The sequence below is a fragment of the Flavobacterium phragmitis genome (assembly GCF_900112575.1).
In the GTDB taxonomy this organism is placed as follows: Bacteria; Bacteroidota; Bacteroidia; order Flavobacteriales; family Flavobacteriaceae; genus Flavobacterium; species Flavobacterium phragmitis.
The window spans coordinates 204,993-226,740 of sequence record NZ_FOMH01000009.1; the positions used below are offsets into that span (position 1 = coordinate 204,993).

13 protein-coding genes are annotated in these 21,748 nt (G+C 35.0%); all 13 read left to right on the forward strand.

Going from position 1 to position 21,748, the window contains the following annotated elements:
- The first annotated feature begins 40 nt into the window (after window positions 1-40).
- The 13 genes from BM289_RS16840 to BM289_RS16900 all read left to right on the forward strand — a co-directional run bounded on the left by BM289_RS16840 (window position 41) and on the right by BM289_RS16900 (window position 21,747).
- Window positions 41-1,609, forward strand: a complete 1,569-nt coding sequence (locus BM289_RS16840; RefSeq protein WP_091495667.1) for an MGH1-like glycoside hydrolase domain-containing protein — start codon at window positions 41-43, stop codon at window positions 1,607-1,609.
- A gap of 38 nt (window positions 1,610-1,647) precedes the next feature.
- Window positions 1,648-2,736, forward strand: a complete 1,089-nt coding sequence (locus BM289_RS16845) for a HEAT repeat domain-containing protein (RefSeq protein WP_091495669.1) — start codon at window positions 1,648-1,650, stop codon at window positions 2,734-2,736.
- A 158-nt stretch (window positions 2,737-2,894) separates the two neighbouring features.
- Window positions 2,895-5,645 (forward strand): glycoside hydrolase family 78 protein, encoded by a 2,751-nt coding sequence (locus BM289_RS16850; protein ID WP_091495670.1) that lies wholly within the window; start codon window positions 2,895-2,897, stop codon window positions 5,643-5,645.
- A 44-nt stretch (window positions 5,646-5,689) separates the two neighbouring features.
- Entirely contained in the window at window positions 5,690-6,523 is an 834-nt protein-coding gene (locus BM289_RS16855; RefSeq protein WP_091495672.1) for a BRO family protein, read from the forward strand.
- 246 nt (window positions 6,524-6,769) lie between these two features.
- Window positions 6,770-7,915 carry a sialidase family protein gene (locus BM289_RS16860; protein WP_091495674.1) on the forward strand — a complete coding sequence of 382 codons (1,146 nt, stop codon included), beginning with the start codon at window positions 6,770-6,772 and terminating at the stop codon, window positions 7,913-7,915.
- 251 nt (window positions 7,916-8,166) lie between these two features.
- The gene (locus tag BM289_RS16865; protein ID WP_091495676.1) at window positions 8,167-9,048 is read left to right on the forward strand and encodes a sugar phosphate isomerase/epimerase family protein; all 882 of its coding nucleotides are present in this window, start codon (window positions 8,167-8,169) and stop codon (window positions 9,046-9,048) included.
- A 226-nt stretch (window positions 9,049-9,274) separates the two neighbouring features.
- A complete protein-coding gene (locus tag BM289_RS16870; protein WP_091495678.1) occupies window positions 9,275-12,004 on the forward strand; it encodes an alpha-d-galacturonidase in 2,730 nt (909 codons plus the stop codon).
- A gap of 558 nt (window positions 12,005-12,562) precedes the next feature.
- The gene (locus BM289_RS16875; RefSeq protein ID WP_244165399.1) at window positions 12,563-15,958 is read left to right on the forward strand and encodes a malectin domain-containing carbohydrate-binding protein; all 3,396 of its coding nucleotides are present in this window, start codon (window positions 12,563-12,565) and stop codon (window positions 15,956-15,958) included.
- Window positions 15,959-16,261: 303 nt separating this feature from the next.
- Window positions 16,262-18,664, forward strand: a complete 2,403-nt coding sequence (locus tag BM289_RS16880; RefSeq protein WP_091495682.1) for a glycoside hydrolase family 2 TIM barrel-domain containing protein — start codon at window positions 16,262-16,264, stop codon at window positions 18,662-18,664.
- A 115-nt stretch (window positions 18,665-18,779) separates the two neighbouring features.
- Window positions 18,780-19,562, forward strand: a complete 783-nt coding sequence (locus BM289_RS16885; RefSeq protein ID WP_208610258.1) for a hypothetical protein — start codon at window positions 18,780-18,782, stop codon at window positions 19,560-19,562.
- Between the two features lie 104 nt (window positions 19,563-19,666).
- Window positions 19,667-20,473 carry an SDR family oxidoreductase gene (locus BM289_RS16890; protein ID WP_091495686.1) on the forward strand — a complete coding sequence of 269 codons (807 nt, stop codon included), beginning with the start codon at window positions 19,667-19,669 and terminating at the stop codon, window positions 20,471-20,473.
- A gap of 11 nt (window positions 20,474-20,484) precedes the next feature.
- Complete coding sequence (locus BM289_RS16895; protein WP_091495688.1) at window positions 20,485-20,790, forward strand: hypothetical protein; 306 nt, start codon at window positions 20,485-20,487, stop codon at window positions 20,788-20,790.
- A gap of 42 nt (window positions 20,791-20,832) precedes the next feature.
- Window positions 20,833-21,747 (forward strand): helix-turn-helix domain-containing protein, encoded by a 915-nt coding sequence (locus BM289_RS16900; RefSeq protein WP_091495691.1) that lies wholly within the window; start codon window positions 20,833-20,835, stop codon window positions 21,745-21,747.
- Window position 21,748 lies beyond the last annotated feature (1 nt).

The following is a 21,748-nucleotide window of genomic DNA, read 5'->3' on the forward strand; positions in this document are numbered from 1 at the left end:
ATCACTTATATGGTTTAACTTTAAAAAGATTGAATTTTAAATGTTGACAAATTTCAAACATAAAATAATAACACTTTCAATAGTAATTGCATGTATAAATAGCAGTTGCAAATCTGGTGCGAATCATTCTCAAAAAGGAAAATCGGTTGTTTTAAAAGAAAAAAACTTCAAACATTATGTGGATTATTTCAATACGATGGAAGATGAAAATTTGAAGTTTGCGATTCCAAATGACAGTGCCTGGGCATGGATGGAAAAGAATATTCCGTTGTTTGAATGTCCACAGCAGAATTTTGAGGAGATTTATTATTTCAGATGGTGGAGCGTGCGTAAACATATAAAAAATACGCCACAGGGATTTGCGATCACAGAGTTTTTGGTAGACCGTTCGTATGCTGATAAATACAATATGATCAGTTGTGCTTTGGGACATCATATCAATGAATTCAGATGGGTTCATGATCCGAAATATATTGAGCAGGATGTGAAAATCTGGTATCGAGGAAATGATGGAAAACCAATGAATAAATTGTATAAATTCAGCAGTTGGACAGCCGATGCTTTATACAATCGTTATTTGGTGAATAAAGATGAAAAATTCTTATTGGATTTGTATCCAGACATGGTTACCGATTATGCTGTTTGGGAAAAAGACCGTCAGCGTAAAGATGGATTGTTTTGGCAACATGATGTAAAAGACGGGATGGAAGAATCCTTAAGTGGCGGGCGAAAAGTGCAAAATGCAAGACCAACGATTAATAGTTATATGTACGGAAATGCTGTGGCGATTTCTAAAATGGCAGAAATGAAAGGCGATAAAGATGTTGAAGCAAAATTCAAAGCTAAAGCTGATGTTCTGCAAAAATTAGTGGAAACGAAATTATGGAATCAGAAAAGCGAATTTTTTGAGACTTTAACAGAAAAAGATACTTTAGCACAGGTTCGCGAGGCGATCGGATTTATTCCGTGGTATTTTAATCTGCCGGAGCAAAATAAAGGTTTTGAAAAAGCGTGGGAACAAATTAAAGATGAAAAAGGATTCTCTGCTCCGTTTGGTTTAACAACAGCAGAAAGAAGAAGTCCGAGATTTAGAACCCACGGAACAGGAACCTGCGAATGGGACGGAGCTATCTGGCCATTTGCAAGTTCGCAAACGTTAACAGCTTTAGCCAATGTTTTGAATAATTACAATCAGAATTATGTGGGTAAACCTGATTACTTCAAACAAATGGAATTGTACGTTCAGTCGCAATATTACAGGGGTAAACCTTATCTTGGAGAATATTTAGATGAGACTACAGGGTATTGGTTAATGGGCGATAGAGAAAGAAGCCGTTATTATAATCATTCGACTTTTAATGATTTAATGATTACAGGATTGGTTGGCTTGCGTCCAAGAGCAGATGAAAAGATTGAAGTAAATCCGTTGATTCCGCAAGAAAAATGGGATTGGTTTTGTCTGGATAATGTTTTATATCACGGCAATATTATTACCATTCTTTGGGATAAGACAGGGGAAAAATACAATAAAGGAAAAGGGTTTAGAATCTTTAAAAATGGGAAGGAAATTGCGGTTTCTGAGAAATTGGAGAAGTTAGTTTCTGAATGATTTTAAACCAATAAAGTTGATTTAGTTAAGAATAAAATTTGGAAAAAACAGTATTAAATTATTCGATCAAAGGCGGTGTATTTCATATTGCATGGAATATGGTATTTGTGGTTTTAGGGATTTACTTTTTATCAATCATAAATATTGAAAAGATTAGATTTAAATTTGGTGATTTGGTTTTACCGATTGTGGCTGTGTTGTTTATTATCGTTTATGGAAAAAAAGCAGTGATGACTCTTTTTAATTTTCATAAAAAAATAATATTCTCGCAAGAGGGATTAGAACTTAATGAGGTTTTTTATGAATGGAAAGATATTGTATTTCCAAGAGTTATTGTCAAAACAGAACACACGGCAAAGTACAATTTGTCCTATAAGGAGTTTTACCTCACTTTTGTTTATAAGCAGAAAACGATCGAAATAAAAATAGATGATTATAATGTTTCTGAAAATGAAATTAAGGAGCTTCTCAAAAAATATACTCCAAAGTTTACACCAAGCACTATAAGCGAAGAGAAAACAATTTACGAACCAATACTTGATTTTGACCAGATTATCACCTTAGATCACTATTACGATCTTGAACATGAGGATTCAGAAGAAGCGATAAAAGATGTTCAAAAATTAGCTGTTAAAGATCTTGATGCAGTAAAGCGTTTTTGTGAAAATCAACTCTTTGTGCAACCTGATAAAGTCAGTTTTATTTATTATTCGCTGAGTGAAGATGAAGATATTGATAAATGGGCGGATTTTCTTTCTGATGAATTTAGCAGAGTTTTTCAGATTGCGTTAAATCAGAATAAAATGAAAGAACTAACTCCAGTTTTATATGAGATTTTAGTCGAAGATATAAGTTCATATAATGCGGGACGAGTTAGAGAAACATTACTAAAAGGATTAGATCATAAAGATTTAGAAACTCGTTTAAAGGCTTTAGAATTTCTTCAAGATTGGATTGATGAAGAAGTTTTAAAGAGTAATTCAATTGTAGTATCTAAGCTGAGACAAAAGCTGAAAGATCCAGAATGGAAAATGCGCTGGAAAGCAGGTAAATTGTTAGAACAATATAAAATTGCTTTTGAAAGCTTAAGTATGCTGGATAAATTACGAAGGTTTATTAATTCATAATTACTAAGTTTTAGTTTATCATAAACGACAAAAAGAAGCATAATTTCTTCTCGCAGATTTGGCAGATTTAGGAGATTTTAAATAGAGAAAAATAATCTGCTCAATCTGCCAAATCTGCGAGAAACAAAAAAATAAAGCCAAAAGCTTAAAATAAAATCATGAAAAAGTTTTTTTTACATCTTACCTTAATCATTTCACTTTTTACCATTTCGGCGAAAGCCCAAACCAAAATCAGTATAAGTGATTTAAAATGCGAAATGCTGACCAATCCGGAAGGAATTGATGTTTTACAGCCAAGACTGAGCTGGAAAATAAAAGCAACCATAAACGATGTAAAACAAACTTCATATCAGATTATTGCTTCTTCAAGTTTAGAGAAACTAAATGAAGGAAATGGAGATTTATGGGATAGCGGAAAAGTAGAAAGCGACGCTTCTGTCAATGTAATTTATAACGGAAAAAAACTAAAAGATCGACAAGATGTTTATTGGAATGTAACGGTTTTTACGAATAAAGGTGAAGCTCAATCAAAAGAAACAGCACATTTTAGCATCGGAATTTCAACATATGCCGACTGGAAATCGACTCGTTGGATTGGTTATGAAAAAATGTCGAAGGGAGATAGTATTTCACAATATTCCAGATTATCAGCGAGATATTTAAGAAAAGAAATCGACTTAAAAAAGAAAGTCAAAAGTGCCAAGGTTTATATCATGGGAATGGGCTTGTATGAGCTGTACATTAACGGAAATAAAATTGGCGATCAGGTTTTGGCACCAGTTCCTACGGATTATACCAAAAATATAAAATACAATGTTTTTGATGTGACTTCGCAATTAAAAGAAGGCAAAAATGCGTTGGGAACGATTCTAGGAAACGGACGTTTTTTTACGATGCGTCAAGATTATAAACCTTATAAAATCAAAACTTTTGGTTATCCGAAAATGGCTTTGCAGTTATTTGTAGAATATACAGACGGAAGTAAAGATGTTATTCGTACCGATGATACATGGAAAATTACAACTGATGGACCAATCCTATCCAACAACGAATACGACGGAGAAGAATATGACGCTCGTAAAGAAATGAAAGGCTGGAATACGATTAATTTTGATGATAAAAAATGGCTTTCGGCAGAATACGTTCAGGAACCAGGCGGATTCTATGAAGGACAGATGTCGGCAAATATGAAAATTAAAGGTGAAGTAAAACCTATTTCACTCACACAAACGCCAAAAGGAACTTGTATCCTGGATATGGGACAAAATATGGTGGGCTGGCTACAATTGAAAGTAAAAGGAAATGCGGGAGATAAAATCACCATGAAGTTTGCTGAGTCCTTACAGCCAGATGGTTCGTTGTATATTGCCAATCTGCGTGATGCTAAAACGACTGATATTTATACTTTAAAAGGAGAAGGTGAAGAAGTTTGGGAACCTCGTTTTATTTTTCACGGATTCAGATTTGTAGAGATTTCAGGATTTAAAAGCAAACCCGCTTTAGAAAATTTTGTTGGAAAAGTGGTTTATGATGATATTCAGACCACGGGAACTTTCGATTCTTCTAATCCGATAATGAACCAGATTTTTAAGAATGCATGGTGGGGAATCAGCGGGAATTATAAAGGAATGCCGATTGATTGTCCGCAAAGAAATGAGCGTCAGCCTTGGTTGGGAGACAGAACAACAGGAGCTTACGGAGAAAGTTTCTTATTTGATAATCAGACTTTATATGCAAAATGGTTAGACGATATTAAAAACTCGCAAACCATAGATGGCGGAATTCCAGATGTAGCTCCAGCTTTTTGGCGTTATTACGGCGACAATGTGACTTGGCCAGGAACTTACATAACGGTTGCAGATATGCTGTATCAGCAGTTTGGCGATGCAAAAGTGGTCGAAAAACAATATCCATACATGAAAAAATGGATGGATTATATGGAAGAAAATTATTTGGTCGATGATATTATGACCAAAGACAAATACGGAGATTGGTGCGTTCCGCCAGAATTGTTGGAATTAATCCGTTCGAAAGATCCTTCTCGTTTAACAGATGGCGAATTGATCTCGAGTGCTTTTTATTATCAGCTTCTAAATATCATGAAAAAGTTTGCTATCATTGCCAATACACAAAATGATATTAAACATTATGATGAATTAGCTTCAAGAATCAAAAAAGCATTCAACGCTAAATATTTCAACAAAGACAAAAACAATTACGCCAATAATACCGTAACAGCCAATTTACTGCCTTTGACTTTCGGAATGGTTCCAGAAGAATTAAAGCAAAAAGTTTTTGAAAGTCTAGTTCATGAAGTAGAAGTAACCAAAAACGGTCATGTCAGCACAGGCGTTATCGGAACACAGTTTTTAATGCGAACCTTAACCAATTTCGGTCGTGGGGATTTAGCTTTTAAATTAGCATCAAACAAAACGTATCCAAGTTGGGGTTATATGGTCGAAAACGGCGCTACGACAATCTGGGAACTTTGGAACGGAAACACGGCGGATCCTGCAATGAATTCGCAAAACCACGTCATGCTTTTAGGCGATTTATTGATTTGGTATTACGAAAATATGGCAGGTATCAAGAGCAATCCTGAAACTCCAGGCTTCAAACAAATCGTTATGAAACCAGATTTTAATGCTGGATTGACTTATGTAAATGCTTCTTACGAATCCATTTACGGAACAATCAAAAGCGATTGGAAAAAAGATAAAAAAGGTTTGGTTTGGAATATTACGATTCCGGCGAATACATCGGCTATAGTATATTTGCCAACAACGAATGTTTCATCAATAACAGTGAATAAGCAAAAGTTAACTCAGTTTTCTGCTTCTATTAAAACAGATAGTAATAATACTGCCGTTACATTACCGTCAGGATCCTATGTTTTGAATGTAAAATAAGAAAGTTTTTTCGTACTATTGTAGATTGTTGTAAAAAGTGATTTATGGATGCTATTAAAGTTTTTGAAGATAAAAAAGTACGAAGCCATTACGATAAGGATAATGAAATTTGGTATTTTTCGGTTATTGATATTGTTGAAATTCTTACAGGGAGCAGTGTTCCAAAAAGATATTGGAGTGATTTAAAAAACAAGTTAATCAAAGAAGGAAGTGAAACGTACGAGAAAATCGTACGGTTGAAAATGCTTGCGGAAGATGGTAAAAATAGATTGACGGATGTTGCAGATGCTGAAACTCTGTTGAGAATAATTCAGTCCATACCATCACCCAAAGCAGAACCTTTTAAATTATGGCTTGCAAAAGTTGGTTATGAACGTATTCAGGAAATTCAGGATCCGGTGCAAAGTATTGACCGAGCTAGAGAAAACTGGAAACAGCATGGAAGAAGCGAAAAGTGGATTCAGCAACGCATGATGGGACAGGAAACCCGAAATAAACTAACTGATTATTGGAAAGAAGCAGGTATTGAAGAGAAAAATGAATTTGCAATTCTAACTAATATTATTCATCAAGAATGGACCGGACTTTCAGTTAAAGAACATAAAGAAGCAAAAGGCTTAAAGACGCAAAATCTGAGAGACCACATGAGTGAGGCCGAGCTCATTTTTACAGCACTTGCCGAACTTTCTACAAGGCAAATAGCTGAAAACGATGAAGCAAAAGGATTAATCGAAAATGCAGTTGCAAGCAAAAAGGGTGGAACAGTGGCTAAAAATGCGCGAGTTGAACTGGAACAACAAACAGGTAAAAATGTAGTAACACACGAGAATTTTTTACCTCCTTCAGAAAGAAAAAAAACTTTCCCTAAGAAGAAATAATATTTTTTTCAAAAAGTTGAACTGTAAAAAAACTACTTTAGTATATAAAATGACTTAGCTATTACGTTTTCGTCAGGAAATTTTGCGATTAACGTTAAATAAGTTGCATTTTAAATAATTCGGGACAGTACAGGATGCATTGTTAATTTTTCGGTGTTATTTTTACACTTATTAAATATTTTTACCTAAAAAAATGCTAGGTATATATTTATAGTCAGAAAAAATAATTCATAATTTAAATTAAGAATGAAGATAACAAAATTAGTATTTGTCTTGTTTGGACTTTTCCTTTTAGGGAGTTGTAAATCGGCTTTAGAGAAAAAGACTTGGAAAGAAGGAATTTTAGTAGATCAGTTTATTTATGATAAAGCGCCTTATCCTTCTTGCCACGCTGTTACAATTGTCGAAGCTACAAATGGTGATTTAGTTGCCTCATGGTTTGGTGGAACTCACGAAAGGCATCCTGACGTTTGCATTTATGTAGCCATCAAACCCAAAGGGAGCGACACTTGGAATGAAGGCGTAAAAGTGGCTGACGGTGTTATGAAAGAAGGGCCACGATTACCAACTTGGAATCCAGTTTTATATCAAATTCCAGGTGGTGATTTAATGCTTTTCTACAAAATCGGACCAAAACCATCAGAATGGTGGGGTGTAATCAGAACTTCATCTGATGGCGGAAAAACTTGGTCTGAGGCTCAAAAAATGCCTGACGGTTTCTTAGGGCCAATCAAAAACAAACCTGTTTTATTAAGCAACGGAACTTTATTGTGTCCGTCAAGTATTGAAGGCGATGGCTGGAGATTACGTATGGAATCTACTCCAGATTTCGGAAAAACTTGGGTAATGGGCGATACACTTCCAAGAGGGAAACAAAAAATCAATGCCATTCAGCCAAGTATTTTATTTCATAAAGACGGAAGTATTCAAGCTATCGGAAGAACGAGAAACAGAGCGATTTTCAGTACATTCTCAAAAGATAACGGAAAAACTTGGTCGGATGTAGAGTTAATCGGATTGCCAAACAACAACTCTGGAACTGATGCTGTAACACTTAAAGACGGCAGACATTTATTGGTTTACAATCACGTTTTACCTCCTGGAACAGAAGCGAAAGGGCCAAGAACGCCTTTAAACGTTTCAGTTTCAAAAGACGGAATCAATTGGAATGCTGCTTTGGTGTTAGAAGATTCAAAAATCAGCCAATATTCTTACCCATCTATGATCCAAAGTTCAGACGGAATGGTGCATATCGTGTACACTTGGAGAAGAGAAAAACTGAAATACGTAAAAATCGATCCAAGTAAATTAGTGGCGCTTCCAATTAAAAAGGGAATCTGGCCGGGTGAAGAAGGAAAAGTAGTTACAGCAGTAAAAGCGGAAGAAGAGTAAAATAAAGTTCGCCACGAATTTCACTAATTTCCACAAATTTTTTAAAATAATAATTCGTGAAAATTTGTGCAATTAGTGGCAAAAAAATATAAAGCCACAGATTAAAAGGATTAAAATGATTTTTTATTCTAGTTAATCTCTAAAATCTGCTCAATTTGCGAGAGTAAAATTTTTCCCGCAGATTCAGCAGATCTGGCAGATTTATTTTAATCCTTTTAATCTTTACAATCTGTGGCAAAAAATATATAAGTATGAAATCTAAAAGAAATTTATTTATTGCAATGCTAGTAGTTATGTCAACGACATTCAATAGCTGTGCAACGGCTCAGTCTTCCAAAAAACAAAAATACAAAGTGGCAGTTTGCGATTGGATGATTTTGAAAAGACAAAAATTAGGTTCTTTTGGTTTAGCAGCTGAAATAAAAGCTGACGGAATCGAACTCGATATGGGAGGCTTAGGAAACCGCCCGACTTTTGACAGTAAACTGGGAGATCCTGTAGAAAGACAAAAATTCCTAGACAAATCAAAAGAAACAGGAGTTGGAATTAGTTCGATTGCCATGTCTGGTTTTTACGCACAGTCTTTTGCGACAAGAGAAATCACACCAATGATTACGGATTGTATTGAGGTGATGAAAAACATGAAAGTAAAAGTGGCGTATCTTCCGTTAGGAACGCAAACGGATTTAGTTAAAAATCCTGAATTACGTCCAGAAGTGATTAAAAGACTGCAATGGGCAGGAAAGGAAGTTGGTAAAATTGGTGGAGTTATCGCAATTGAAACTTCTTTGAGTGCCACAGAAGAGAAAAAACTTTTAGATGAAGTCGGTTCAAAATACATTAAAAGCTCTTTCAATTTTGCGAATGCTTTAGACAATAAAAGAGATATTTCTTCAGAATTAAAGATTTTAGGAAAGAAATATGTAGCTCAAATTCACGCTTCCAATACTGATCAGTTTTGGTTAGAAAATGACAAAGCGATTGATATGCCAAAAATTAAAGCAACACTAGATGAAATGAAATGGAGTGGATGGCTGATTGTAGAGCGTTCTCGCGACGTAACACAAGTGCATAATGTAAAAGCCAATTATGGAGCAAATGTGGCTTACTTAAAAAAGATTTTTCAGAATTAATTTATAGCCACAGATTAAGAGATTAGAATGATTTTTTTAATCTGTGATAATCCTTTTAATCTGTGGCAAAAGAATAAAATCTCATTTTTGTCATTTCGACGAAGGAGAAATCACACTAGAATTTCCGCTAAGTATATCGCCAATGTTTGTCGATTCCCGAGTGTGATTTCTCCTTCGTCGAAATGACAAACTAGATGGGAGTTTTAATGAATAAAACCAGCATACCATGAAATATTTACAATTACTTTTTTTATGTCTTTACATCTCTTTCGCGACAGCGCAGAACATTACAGTAGTTAGTGATCCGAGTTCGCCGAGAGCAAAATTTGGAGCAGAGAAATTATCTGAAACACTTACAGCAAAAGGTTTCAGCGTGACGTCTTCTGCTAAATTCAAAAAATCAAAAGATAAAGTAATTGTAATTGGAGAAAAAGGATCCGATTTTTGGAAACAGAATGCTAAAAGTGCTAAAATCGACGACAGCAAATTATCGAAAAAAGAAGGCTTCCAGATTCGTACTCAAAATAATGTCATTTACATTCAAGGGACAGATGCTTCAGGAACTTTATATGGAGCTTTGGAGTTGACAGATCGTATTAAAAGTTCAGGTCAGCTTCCTTCAGAAATTAATATTGAAGACAGTCCAGAAATGGTTTTACGTGGAGCCTGTATTGGAATGCAGAAACCAGTTTATCTTCCCGGACGTGACGTTTACGAATATCCGTACACGCCAGAAACTTTTCCATGGTTTTATGATAAAGCGCTTTGGATAAAATACTTGGATATGCTGGTAGAAAACCGTATGAATTCTTTGTATTTATGGAATGGACATCCTTTCGCATCTTTAGTAAAATTAAAAGACTATCCGTTTGCAGTTGAAGTGAGCGATGAGGATTTCAAAAAGAACGAAGAAATCTATAAATTCCTAACAGTTGAGGCAAACAAACGCGGAATCTGGGTAATTCAGATGTTCTATAATATTCTTGTTTCTAAGCCTTTTGCAGAGCATTATAACATTAAAACTCAGGATCGTTCAAGACCGATTACGCCATTATTGTCAGATTACACGAGAAAATCTATTGCCGCTTTTATCGAAAAATATCCAAATGTGGGTTTAATGGTTTGTTTGGGGGAAGCAATCAACACGGTTGATGACGACGTAGAATGGTTTACCAAAACTATTATTCCGGGTGTTCGCGATGGTTTACAAGCACTAGGAAAAACAGAAGAACCGCCAATTATCCTTCGTTCTCACGATACAGATGGACCTTTGGTTATGGAAAAATCACTTCCGTTATATAAAAATCTTTATACGGAAAGTAAATATACAGGAGAATCTTTAACGACTTACACTCCGGGCGGACCTTGGGGTGAAACGCACAAACAGCTAAGCGCTTTAAAATCTATTCATATTGAGAATGTTCACATTTTGGCCAATTTAGAACCTTTCAGATACGGTTCACCAGATTTCATTCAGAAAACTGTAAAAGCGATGCACAGCGTTCACGGAGCAAATGCTTTACACTTATATCCGCAGGCATCGTATTGGGATTGGCCGTATTCTGCAGATAAAACAAAATCAGGAGAACGTTTATTAGAAATGGATCGTGACTGGATTTGGTACAAAGCTTGGGCTAGATATGCTTGGGACTGCAAAAGAGACCGTAACGAAGAAGTGAAATTTTGGGATAAAGATTTGGCTTCGAAATTTGGAACAACTCAAGAAGCTGCAAATAACATTTTGAAAGCTTACGAAGAAACGGGAGAAATTGCTCCAAAAACTTTAAGACGTTTCGGAATTACCGAAGGAAACCGTCAGACTTTATTGTTGGGAATGTTCGAAAGTCAATTGGTAAATCCATCAAAATGGCGTGTTTACCCAGGTTTCCACGAATCTTGTGGGCCAGCGGGAGAATTGCTTTTGGAATATGCTAAAAAAGAATGGAACAAAGAACCGCATTCTGGTGAATTGCCAACTCAGATTATTGCTGAAATTACGGAACATGGTAGATTGGCTGTTGAAGCAATCGATAAAGCCGAAGCAAACGTAACCAAAGACAAAGAAGAATTTGCACGTCTTAAAAATGATATCCATGCTTATAAGGCTTTCGCCGATTTCTTCTCAGAAAAAGTAAAAGCCGCTTTATTGGTTTTAAGATACAGTTATTCCAATGACATTGCCGATTTAGACAAAGCAATGCCTCATTTGGAGAAAAGTATAGAGTATTACGAATTATTGGTAAACTTGACAAAAGATACGTATTACTATGCCAACAGTATGCAGACTGCTCAACGCCGAATCCCAATTGGTGGTGACGACGGAAACAACAAAACTTGGGCAGAATTGTTGCCACATTATGAGCGTGAATTGGCTAATTTCAAAAGAAATTTAGAAAAGCTAAAAGCATCAAAAGACGGTAAAATTGAAACCAAAGAAGGAAAACCTTGGAAAACTGCTGATGTAACTTTTATCGATGAAAAACCTGGGACTTATTTAGTTAAAACTGGAACAAAAGTGTACGGAACAGATATTTCTGAATTAACGAAAATTGCTCCAGAGCTTCAAAACTTAAGAGGATATTCGTTTATAGAAAATGAGCAAAACGAAAAAGGAACGCATTTGAAGTTTAGAAATACAAAAGCCGTTAAATTAGTGGTGGGCTATTTCAATTCAGATCAGAAGCGATTTTTATTACCTCCAAGTTTGGAAACAGATGCTGCAGGAAATGCACACGGTCAGGCCGAAGTGATTTTAGCAAGTGCCATGAATTTAAAAGATTTACCTCGTGTAAACATTCATACGTATACTTTCCAGCCGGGTGAGAATAAATTGGATTTAGGAAAAGGAAAGGTATTGATTTTAGGTTTTATCGACGCAGATCAAACCATAACACCGCGCGATGTAGGATATATCGATGCAGGAGAAAAAGCAGCTATCGACTGGTTGTTTTATTAATCTACGTTCCTGCAAGGTTTTCAAAACCTTGTAGGTATCTATAAGGATTAAAATTAAAAGAATAATTTGGGCGTGTCCCTCCGGGTCGGGCTTTCGGCTATATCTTTTATTCCGCTCCGCTTCATAAAAGGATACCGCCTCAATCCCTCACGCGAATATAAGCAATTAAACCTGACGGGTTTTCAAAACCCGTCAGGTTTGCTAAAAGTATAAACACAATCTTGTCATTTCGACCGAAGGGAGAAATCACACTAGAAATTCCGTTCAGAAATTCGCCAATCTTTGTCGAGTTCCGCGTGTGATTTCTCCCTTCGGTCGAAATGACAAAGCTTACGATTTTCTACAAGGTTTTCAAAACCTTGTAGGTATCTAAAATGAACGTTAAAAAGTTAAACCTACAAGGTTTTGGAAACCTTGCAGGAAATAGAAAATATGAATAAAATAGTTTTTTTTATTTTTTGTTTTTTTTCAAGTCTTTGCTTTGTTTGGAGTCAGAGCAAAGATTCAGGGAAGTTTCGTAAAGAAATTTCGCTGAATTCGTCTTGGGAAACCGTAATCATGGAAAATCTTCCCGCACAGGAAGAGAGGTTTGTAGACCATCCAGAAACTGATTCCAATTGGCAGAAGGTTAGTGTGCCTCACAATTGGGATCAGTATTATGGTTTTAGAAGAACAAAACATGGAAATTTACATGGTACCGCCTGGTACAAAAAAACACTAAAACTCGATAAGGAAGACAGTTCAAAACAGCATTTTCTTTATTTTGAAGGCGTTAGTTCTTATGCGACAGTTTGGGTAAATGGTAAAAAAGTAGGAGAACACAAAGGCGGTAGAACCACTTTTACTTTAGACATTTCCAAAGCGGTTTCTTTCGATGCAGCAAATATCATTTTAGTAAAAGCTTCACATCCTTCTTTTATAGCCGATTTACCTTGGGTTTGCGGAGGCTGTTCAGGAGAGTGGGGATTTTCGGAAGGTTCTCAGCCAATGGGAATTTTCCGACCTGTTACTTTAGTTGTTACGAACGATGTCAGAATTCAGCCATTTGGTGTCCATATTTGGAATGATAAATCGGTTTCTAAACAAAAGGCGATTCTTCATACAACTACAGAAATCAAGAATTACGGCACTTCACAAAGAAATTTAACTATTGAAAATATTCTTCTGGATGCTTCAGGAAAGAAAGTTGTTATTATAAAAAACGACAGCAAAATCAATTCGGGAGAAACAAAAGAAATAACACAGACACTTCCAGAAGTTATTAATCCAAAATTATGGTCGCCATCTAGTCCGTATTTGTATAAATTGGTTACTTCAGTATATGAAAACGGAAAGAAAATTGATCAGTTGACAACGCCATACGGAATTCGTTGGGTAAGCTGGCCGGTCAGCCGTGACGGAAAAGACAATCGTTTTTTTATCAATGATGAACCTGTTTTTATCAATGGAGTTTGCGAATACGAACATTTGATTGGAAAAAGCCATTCGTTTTCAGACGAAATGATTCATTCCCGAATCGAACAAATCAAAGCAGGCGGATTTAATGCTTTTAGAGAAGCACATCAGCCTCATAATTTATTATATCAAAAAGAACTGGACGAAAACGGAATCCTGTTTTGGAGTCAGTTTTCAGCGCATATTTGGTACGATACTCCTGAGTTCAAAGAAAACTTCAAAACCTTATTACGAGAATGGATTAAGGAACGCAGAAACAGTCCGTCTGTAGTAATGTGGGGATTACAGAATGAAAGCACAATTCCAAAAGAATTTGCTGAAGAGTGCACACAGATAATCCGTGAAATGGATCCGTTATCAGCTTCACAACGCATTGTAACCACTTGTAACGGTGGAGAAGGAACCGATTGGAACGTAGTTCAAAACTGGTCGGGTACTTACGGCGGTGATCCTTTAAAGTATCATTTAGAAATGACCACTCAGTTATTAAATGGCGAATATGGCGCTTGGCGTTCAGCTGATTTACATACCGAAGGCGAGTTTGACCAAAAAGGAACTTTAAGTGAAAACCGTTTTTCTCAACTAATGGAAATTAAAGTTAGAGAAGCTGAATCGGTAAAAGATAAAATTGCGGGACAATTCAACTGGCTTTTTGCTTCGCACGAAAATCCGGGACGTGTACAAAATGGAGAAGGTTTTAGAGATATTGACAAAGTTGGTCCAGTAAATTACAAAGGACTTTTTACGATTTGGGGCGAACCTTTGGATGCATTTTATATGTATCGAGCGAATTATGTTTCAAACAAAATCAATCCGATGGTTTATATCGTTTCGCATACTTGGCCAAGCCGTTGGGAAAAACCGGGAATCAAAAACGGAATTGATATTTATTCGAATTGTGATGAAGTAGAATTGTTTAATGATGTAAATAAATCTTCTTTAGGAAAACTAAAAAATCCAGGAATTGGACAGCATTTTCAATTCAATAATGTCAATATTCAATACAATGTTTTGTATGCGGTTGGTTATGTAAACGGAAAAGCGGTTGCTAAAGATTATATTGTTTTAAATAATTTTCCAAAAGCACCAAGTTTTGATGCTTTAACAAATAATAAAGTTGATATTACAAAAGCCAAAAATGGTTATAATTATATTTACAGAGTAAATTGCGGAGGTTCAGAATTGACAGATTCTGCTGGAAATACTTGGTTTACCGATACACATAAAAACGGACAAAATACTTGGGGTTCGTTATCGTGGACAGATAATTTTGAAAAACTACCTGACTTTTTTGCCAGCCAAAGAAAAACTTTCGACCCAATAAACGGAACAAAAGATTCAGCGTTATTTCAAAGTTTCAGATATGGAGTTGATAAACTTCGTTACGAATTTCCTGCTCCAGACGGAGAATATTTAGTAGAGCTTTATTTCACAGAACCTTGGTACGGAACTGGTGGAGGAATGAACTGCAAAGGCTGGCGTTTGTTTGATGTTGCCATCAATAATAATATTGTTTTAAAAGATTTCGATATTTGGGCAGAAGCAGGACACGATAATGCTTTGAAGAAAACATTTGTCGTAAAAAGCGTAAACGGAAAAATTGTGATTTCGTTCCCAAATGTAAAAGCTTCGCAAGCGATTATTTCTGCAATTGCAATTGCAACAAAAAATAAAAATGTAAAGCCAGCTGATGAATCTCCAAAAAATATTCTGAATGTAAGTTTAGATTCTAAAGACTTTAAAATAGCTTCATGGTTAGATATTAATTCGAAACAGTATTTAAATTCAGAAGTAAGTTTTACCGAATTGCCTTCAGAAGTTTTTGGCGCAGATTATTTACAGTTTTCAGTTAATTCAAAAAATAAAGGTTCATTTACTGCAAAAGAAGAATCGACAATTTATGTTTTAGTCGACAGTAAAATCAAAAGTTTAAACTGGCTTTCGGATTATAAAAAAATAGAAGAAAAGGCGAAAAACAGTAACGGAATTTCATTTGATGTTTTCACTAAAAAAGTGAAGAAAGACGAGAAAGTTCTTTTTGATAATTCGGAAAACATAAACACAATTGCAGTAGTTCCAACTTACGACATGGGCGAAAAAGACGATTCGAGACCTGTCGTTATCATCGAAGCTGAAAAAGCAAAAACAACAGGAGACGGAATAGAAAAAGGAAATTTCAAAAAAGCCGATTATGTTGAGTTTACTAAGAAAACAAATAACAGCATCGAGTTTGAAGTAAAACCTGGAGTTGCCGGAATTTATTTAATGCGTTTCCGTTTTATGAATCGAAATGAAACTCCGATGAAAGTGAAATTCAAAATGGAAGATGCGTATGGAATTTTAATGCGAAATGATATGATTGAGTTTCCTTCTTCGACAGAAAAATGGAAGATTTTGAATACAACATCAGGAGGATATATTAATGCAGGAACGTATAAAATTACGTTGGAAGGTGATGATTTGAAAGGATTAATGTTGGACAATTTTGAGTTTCAATAGGTTCATTTAGGTTCAAAGGTGCAAAGAGACAAAGGGACAAAGGTTTGTTGACGAATGTGATTGTAGAGACGCACTGCAGTGCGTCTACGTTCCAATTGTCCATACTGTGTGTTAGACGCACTGCGGTGCGTCTCTACATTTATCACGTCCAGTTTGTCATTTCGAGGAACGAGAAATCCCACGCGTAATTCGACAAAGATTGGCGAATTACGTTGCGGAGTTACTCGCGAAGATTTCTCCTTCGTCGAAATGACAAGATTGTAGAAATTAGGAACTTTAAAAAAAAGATTATTTAAATATATTATGATTTTAAAAAAAATTACAATTGCCTTATTGTTTTCGGTATCTATTTTTGCACAAAAACAAGCCAGAATTGTACAAGACTTTAATAAAAATTGGAACTTTAAATTAGGAGATTTTCCAGAAGCAATAAATGCTAATTTCAATGCTTCGGACTGGAGAGCGCTTCAATTACCGCACGATTGGAGTATCGAAGGCGCTTTTGATAAAGATGCTAAAACCAAACAAGCACAAGGATTTTTGCCTGCAGGAAAAGGCTGGTATCGTAAAAACTTTACTATTCCTGCGAGTTGGAAAAGCAAAACCGTTTCGATTGAATTTGATGGTGTTTTTAAGAACAGTGAAGTCTTTATCAATGGTAAATCATTGGGAGTTCGCCCAAATGGCTATATTTCTTTTGGTTATGACTTAACGCAGTATTTGAACTTTGGAAAATCAAATACGATTGCGGTAAAAGTCGATAACGATTCTCAGCCGAATTCAAGATGGTACACGGGATCTGGGATTTACAGAAATGTGCGTTTGGTTGCCAGTGAAAAACTACACGTTGGAAAATGGGGAACTTTCGTAACAACGCCAGAAGTTTCAGCAGAAAAATCAAAAATACATTTAGAAGTTACCATTGATAATGATTATGCTTCAGCGAAAGAATTTAAACTGGTTACTTCGATTGTAAATGCTGAGAATAAAGAAGTTGCTAATTTTACTTCAACAGAAAAAATCGGTGCTAAAACATCTGAAAAAAAGATTCATGATCTGGTTTTGAATCAGCCGAAATTATGGAGTACAGTGAATCCGTATTTGTATAAAGTTATTACCAAAGTTTACGAGAAATCGAAATTGGTTGATAATTATGAAACGCCTCTAGGATTTAGATATTTCAATTTTGATTCAGAGAAAGGATTTTCATTAAATGGTATTCCAACCAAACTATATGGAGTTTGTCTTCATCACGATAATGGAGCTTTGGGAGCGGTAGAAAACATTCATGCCATTAGAAGAAAACTGACTTTGATGAAAGAAATGGGAGCAAACGCCATCAGAATGTCTCACAATCCGCATTCTTTGGAAATGATGCAATTGTGTGACGAAATGGGATTCATTGTTCAGGATGAAGCTTTTGACGTTTGGAAAAAGAAAAAAGTGACCAACGATTACCATAAAGATTGGGATGCTTGGCATAAACGGGACTTAGAAGATTTTGTTAAAAGAGATCGTAATCATCCGTCGGTTGTGATGTGGAGTATCGGAAACGAAATCAGAGAGCAATTTGATTCGACTGGAATTGCGATTACAAGAGAATTAGCTAAAATCGTAAAGTCGTTAGACACGACTCGTCCTGTAACTTCGGCTTTGACCGAAAATGTAATTGAGAAAAACTTTATTTACCAATCTGGTGCTTTAGATATTTTGGGTTTCAATTACAAACATGAAGATTATAAAGATTTTCCAGCAAAATTTAAAGGACAGAAAATTTTGGCTTCAGAAAGTGTTTCGGCTTTGGAAACGCGTGGACATTACGATCAATCGGATGTTATAAAAGCCTGGCCAACCAAACACGGTGCTCCGTTTGATGGAAATGCAGATTGGACGGTTTCGGCGTACGATCAGGTGAAATCATATTGGGGCGCAACGCACGAAGAAAACTGGAAGACGATTAAAAGTCAGGATTTTATGGCGGGAACGTTTATTTGGACGGGGTTTGATTACATTGGCGAACCAGATCCATATCCATATCCTGCGAGAAGTTCTTACTTCGGAATTGTAGATTTAGCCGGACTTCCAAAAGATGTGTATTATATGTACCAAAGTGAATGGTCGAAGAAAACAGTTCTGCATATTTTACCACATTGGAATTGGACAAAAGATCAGGAAATCAACGTTTGGGCATATTACAATAATGCCGATGAAGTAGAATTATTTTTAAATGGAAAATCGCTTGGCAAAAAATCAAAACAAAATGATGATCTGCATATTTCATGGAAAGTGAAGTTTGAGCCTGGGACATTAAAGGCCGTTTCCAGAAAGAACGGAAAGGTAGTTTTAGAAAAAGAAATCCGTACAGCAGGACAAGCTTCTAAAATTGATTTAAAAGCAGAAAAAAATTCAATTAAAAATGATACATACGATTTGGTTTATGTAACTGTTTCAATGTTAGACAAAGATGGAAATCTGGTTCCAAATGCTATGGATTTAATCAATTTTGAAGTAACAGGCGGAGGAAAGTTGGTTGGAGTTGATAATGGTTATCAGGCCAATTTAGAGTCGTTTAAAGCGAATTCTTGTAAATTGTTTAATGGGAAATGTGTTGTGACTATTCAGTCTAATGGGAAGAAGGAGAATATTCAGTTGAAAGCAACAACTGCTGGTTTAGAGGCTTCAACGATTAAAGTTAAAGTGAATTAGAAGACGTAAAAACTTAGAGAACTCCATTAGAAATAATGGAGTTTTTTTTATTTCATTATGAAGCTTTTAGTGTGTTCTTTTTTCTAACTTTCACATTTATAAGAAAATATTATAAATGAGAAAAATTATATGTTTTGTATTTCTTGCATTTTGTATTTCATGCACAAATAAAACTGAAAATCAAATAATGGATAATTCATTCAGCTTAAAAGAGGTTGATGTAGCCCTTATTTATTCAAAAAAGCTAGATGAGTTTCGTTGTTTATTATACAACGTAACCGATACAATCAAAGATCAAAAAAAACTCGGTATAGTATTTACGTTTGATATTAAGATTAATCATAATCCTAAATCTCGTAATTCTGATGATTGCGGTTGTGCTATTGAGCCAGGACTTGGAGGTTCTGCTGATGAAATTAAAAGTCTCAAAATTTTATTGAAAAATGATAAAAAGGAAATCGATATTACTAAGATACTTGGTAATATTGAAGAATCTGTTTTATATAATCCAATAGAAAATTTTGATAAAAGACGATTTGATAAAAATGATTTTAGTTGTGTTTGTTTAGATAGAAAAAGTAATCAATATGTTGAATATTTAAACAAAAACTATTTGGGAGGAAGAGTTTATCGAAAAGTAGACCCAAGAAGAGTTCCTATTTTAGAAAATCCAAATGATTTCATTTCTTGGTTTAATAACTTTAATAATGATAAATTTCAAGTTGGCTTTTCCTCTAAAAATATAACTTCGGGCAGAGGTTTTTTACGCACTAATTTTCCATTTTGGTTTCCAGACCATTTTTTTAATACTTTAAAAAAATACAATTTGATTAAAATTATTGTAGAATTAAATGATGGACGAGTATTAGAAAAAGAACGAAAGTTAGTTATGATATGATGAGTTGTATCATTCGTCATTTTAGCTAATACATCTACCAAAAAGGCTACAAACAACTTCATTTGTCGGCTGATCTTTGCATTATAATTTTAAAACAATTCAAAATGCAAAAGACAATTTTTATTACGGGAGCTTCAACAGGATTAGGAAAATCTACAGCAAAATTATTTCAAAGCAAGGGATGGCAGGTTATTGCTACAATGCGAAATCCGGAAAAGGAAACCGAATTAAACCAATTAGAGAACGTAATTGTACTTCCGTTAGATGTTACAAATTCAGAACAGATTGATTCAACAATCAAAAGTGTTTTAGAGAAATATTCGATTGATGTTGTTTTAAATAATGCTGGTTATGGTTTAATTGGTGCTTTGGAATCTCTGGAAAATCATCAGATTGAACGTCAGATTACGACTAATTTGTTTGGCGTAATCAGGGTTTCAAAGGCTTTTGTATCTCATTTCCGTGAGAAAAAGAGCGGTACTTTTATCAATATTACTTCGACTTTTGGATTAATGGGATTTCCTACTTGTTCGATTTATAGCGCTACAAAATTTGCCGTAGACGGATTTTCTGAAAGTCTGGCATCTGAATTAGTTCAGTTTGGAATACAGGTAAAAGTAGTGGCGCCAGGCGGAATGAAAACAGATTTTGCTATTCGATCTATGGAAGTTGGACAACACAAAGCTTATGAAAAACTAACTTTAGAAGTCAGTAAAGGGTATAGTGCAGAACAAATTGATAATTATACAAAAGCAGAAGAAGTTGCTCAAATTATTTACGAAGCTTCGACAGATAACAAAAATCAATTGCGTTATGTGGCAGGAAAAGATGCGAATGCATTATATGCTGAACGTTTAAGTTTAGGTGCCGAAACTCAGGTTCAGAATATCAAATCAATGTTTACTTTTTAATTTACGATTGTATGAAAAATCAAGCGGTAGAATTAACTACTTTTAGACTAAAAGGTTTTACAACCAAACAATTTATTGAAGCGAATGCTGAAATTGATGCTTTTTTAAAACGTCAACAAGGATTTCGTTCCCGAACTATTTTTGAGCTGAAAAAAGATATTGTTTACGATTTATTGATTTGGGATAGCAAAGAAGAAGGAACAGATGCGATGCATAAACTAATGAGAGAATTGAGCGATTCTCCGGTACATGATATGATTGATCAAAGTACCGTTAGCTGGAATATTGCACCAATAGAACATTTTGTAAATTTGTAAAAATAACAGCATTTTTCAGTTCTTAATTTAATCCCTAAAAAAATGAAGAATCAGCCAAGGATATTCAATTCGATTTCGGAGTTGCATAAAGCGATGGGACAACCAAAGCCAATGCATCCGCTGATTAGCATTCTGAATTATGGTGAAGCGGTTTTTGATCCAAAGGATTTTGAAAACGGAATTATTCTGGACTTTTATAAAATATCTTTTAAAACAAACTTCACTGGGAAATTACGCTACGGACATGGTTTCTATGATTTTGAAGAAGGCGGAATCTCCTTTGTATCTCCTGGACAAGTTTTGAAAATGCAGGATGAAGAAGCCGATTACAGCGGAATGTCACTAAATATTCATCCTGATTTTTTCCGACCTTATGCGCTTAATGAGGCTATCAAAAAATATGGATTCTTTTCTTATTCGGCTTCTGAAGCTTTATATCTTTCGGAAAAAGAAAAAGAAACTATTCTGGGAGTTTTTAATAATATTCAGGATGAATTGAATGAACGTATAGACAATTTCAGTCAGGACGTTATTATTTCACAGTTGGAACTTTTGCTTAATTACAGCAATCGTTTTTACAATCGACAATTTATTACCCGAAAAGCTGTCAATAATGATGTAGTTTCCAAATTAGAAAATCTGTTGAATGATTATTTCAATACAGATAAACCTTTAGAAAACGGTTTGCCAACGGTGCAATATGTTGCTGATGAATTACAACTGTCATCCAGATATTTGAGTGATTTACTGAGAAGTATTTCGGGACAAAACACACAACAGTTTATTCATGATAAATTGATCGAAAAAGCGAAAGAATATATTGCAAAAGGAACTTTTTCGGTTTCGGAGATTGCTTATAAATTAGGCTTTGAACATCCGCAGTCTTTCAATAAACTTTTTAAAAAGAAAACCAATATCAGTCCAATTGCGTTTAAAGAATTATTTACTAAAAACTAAA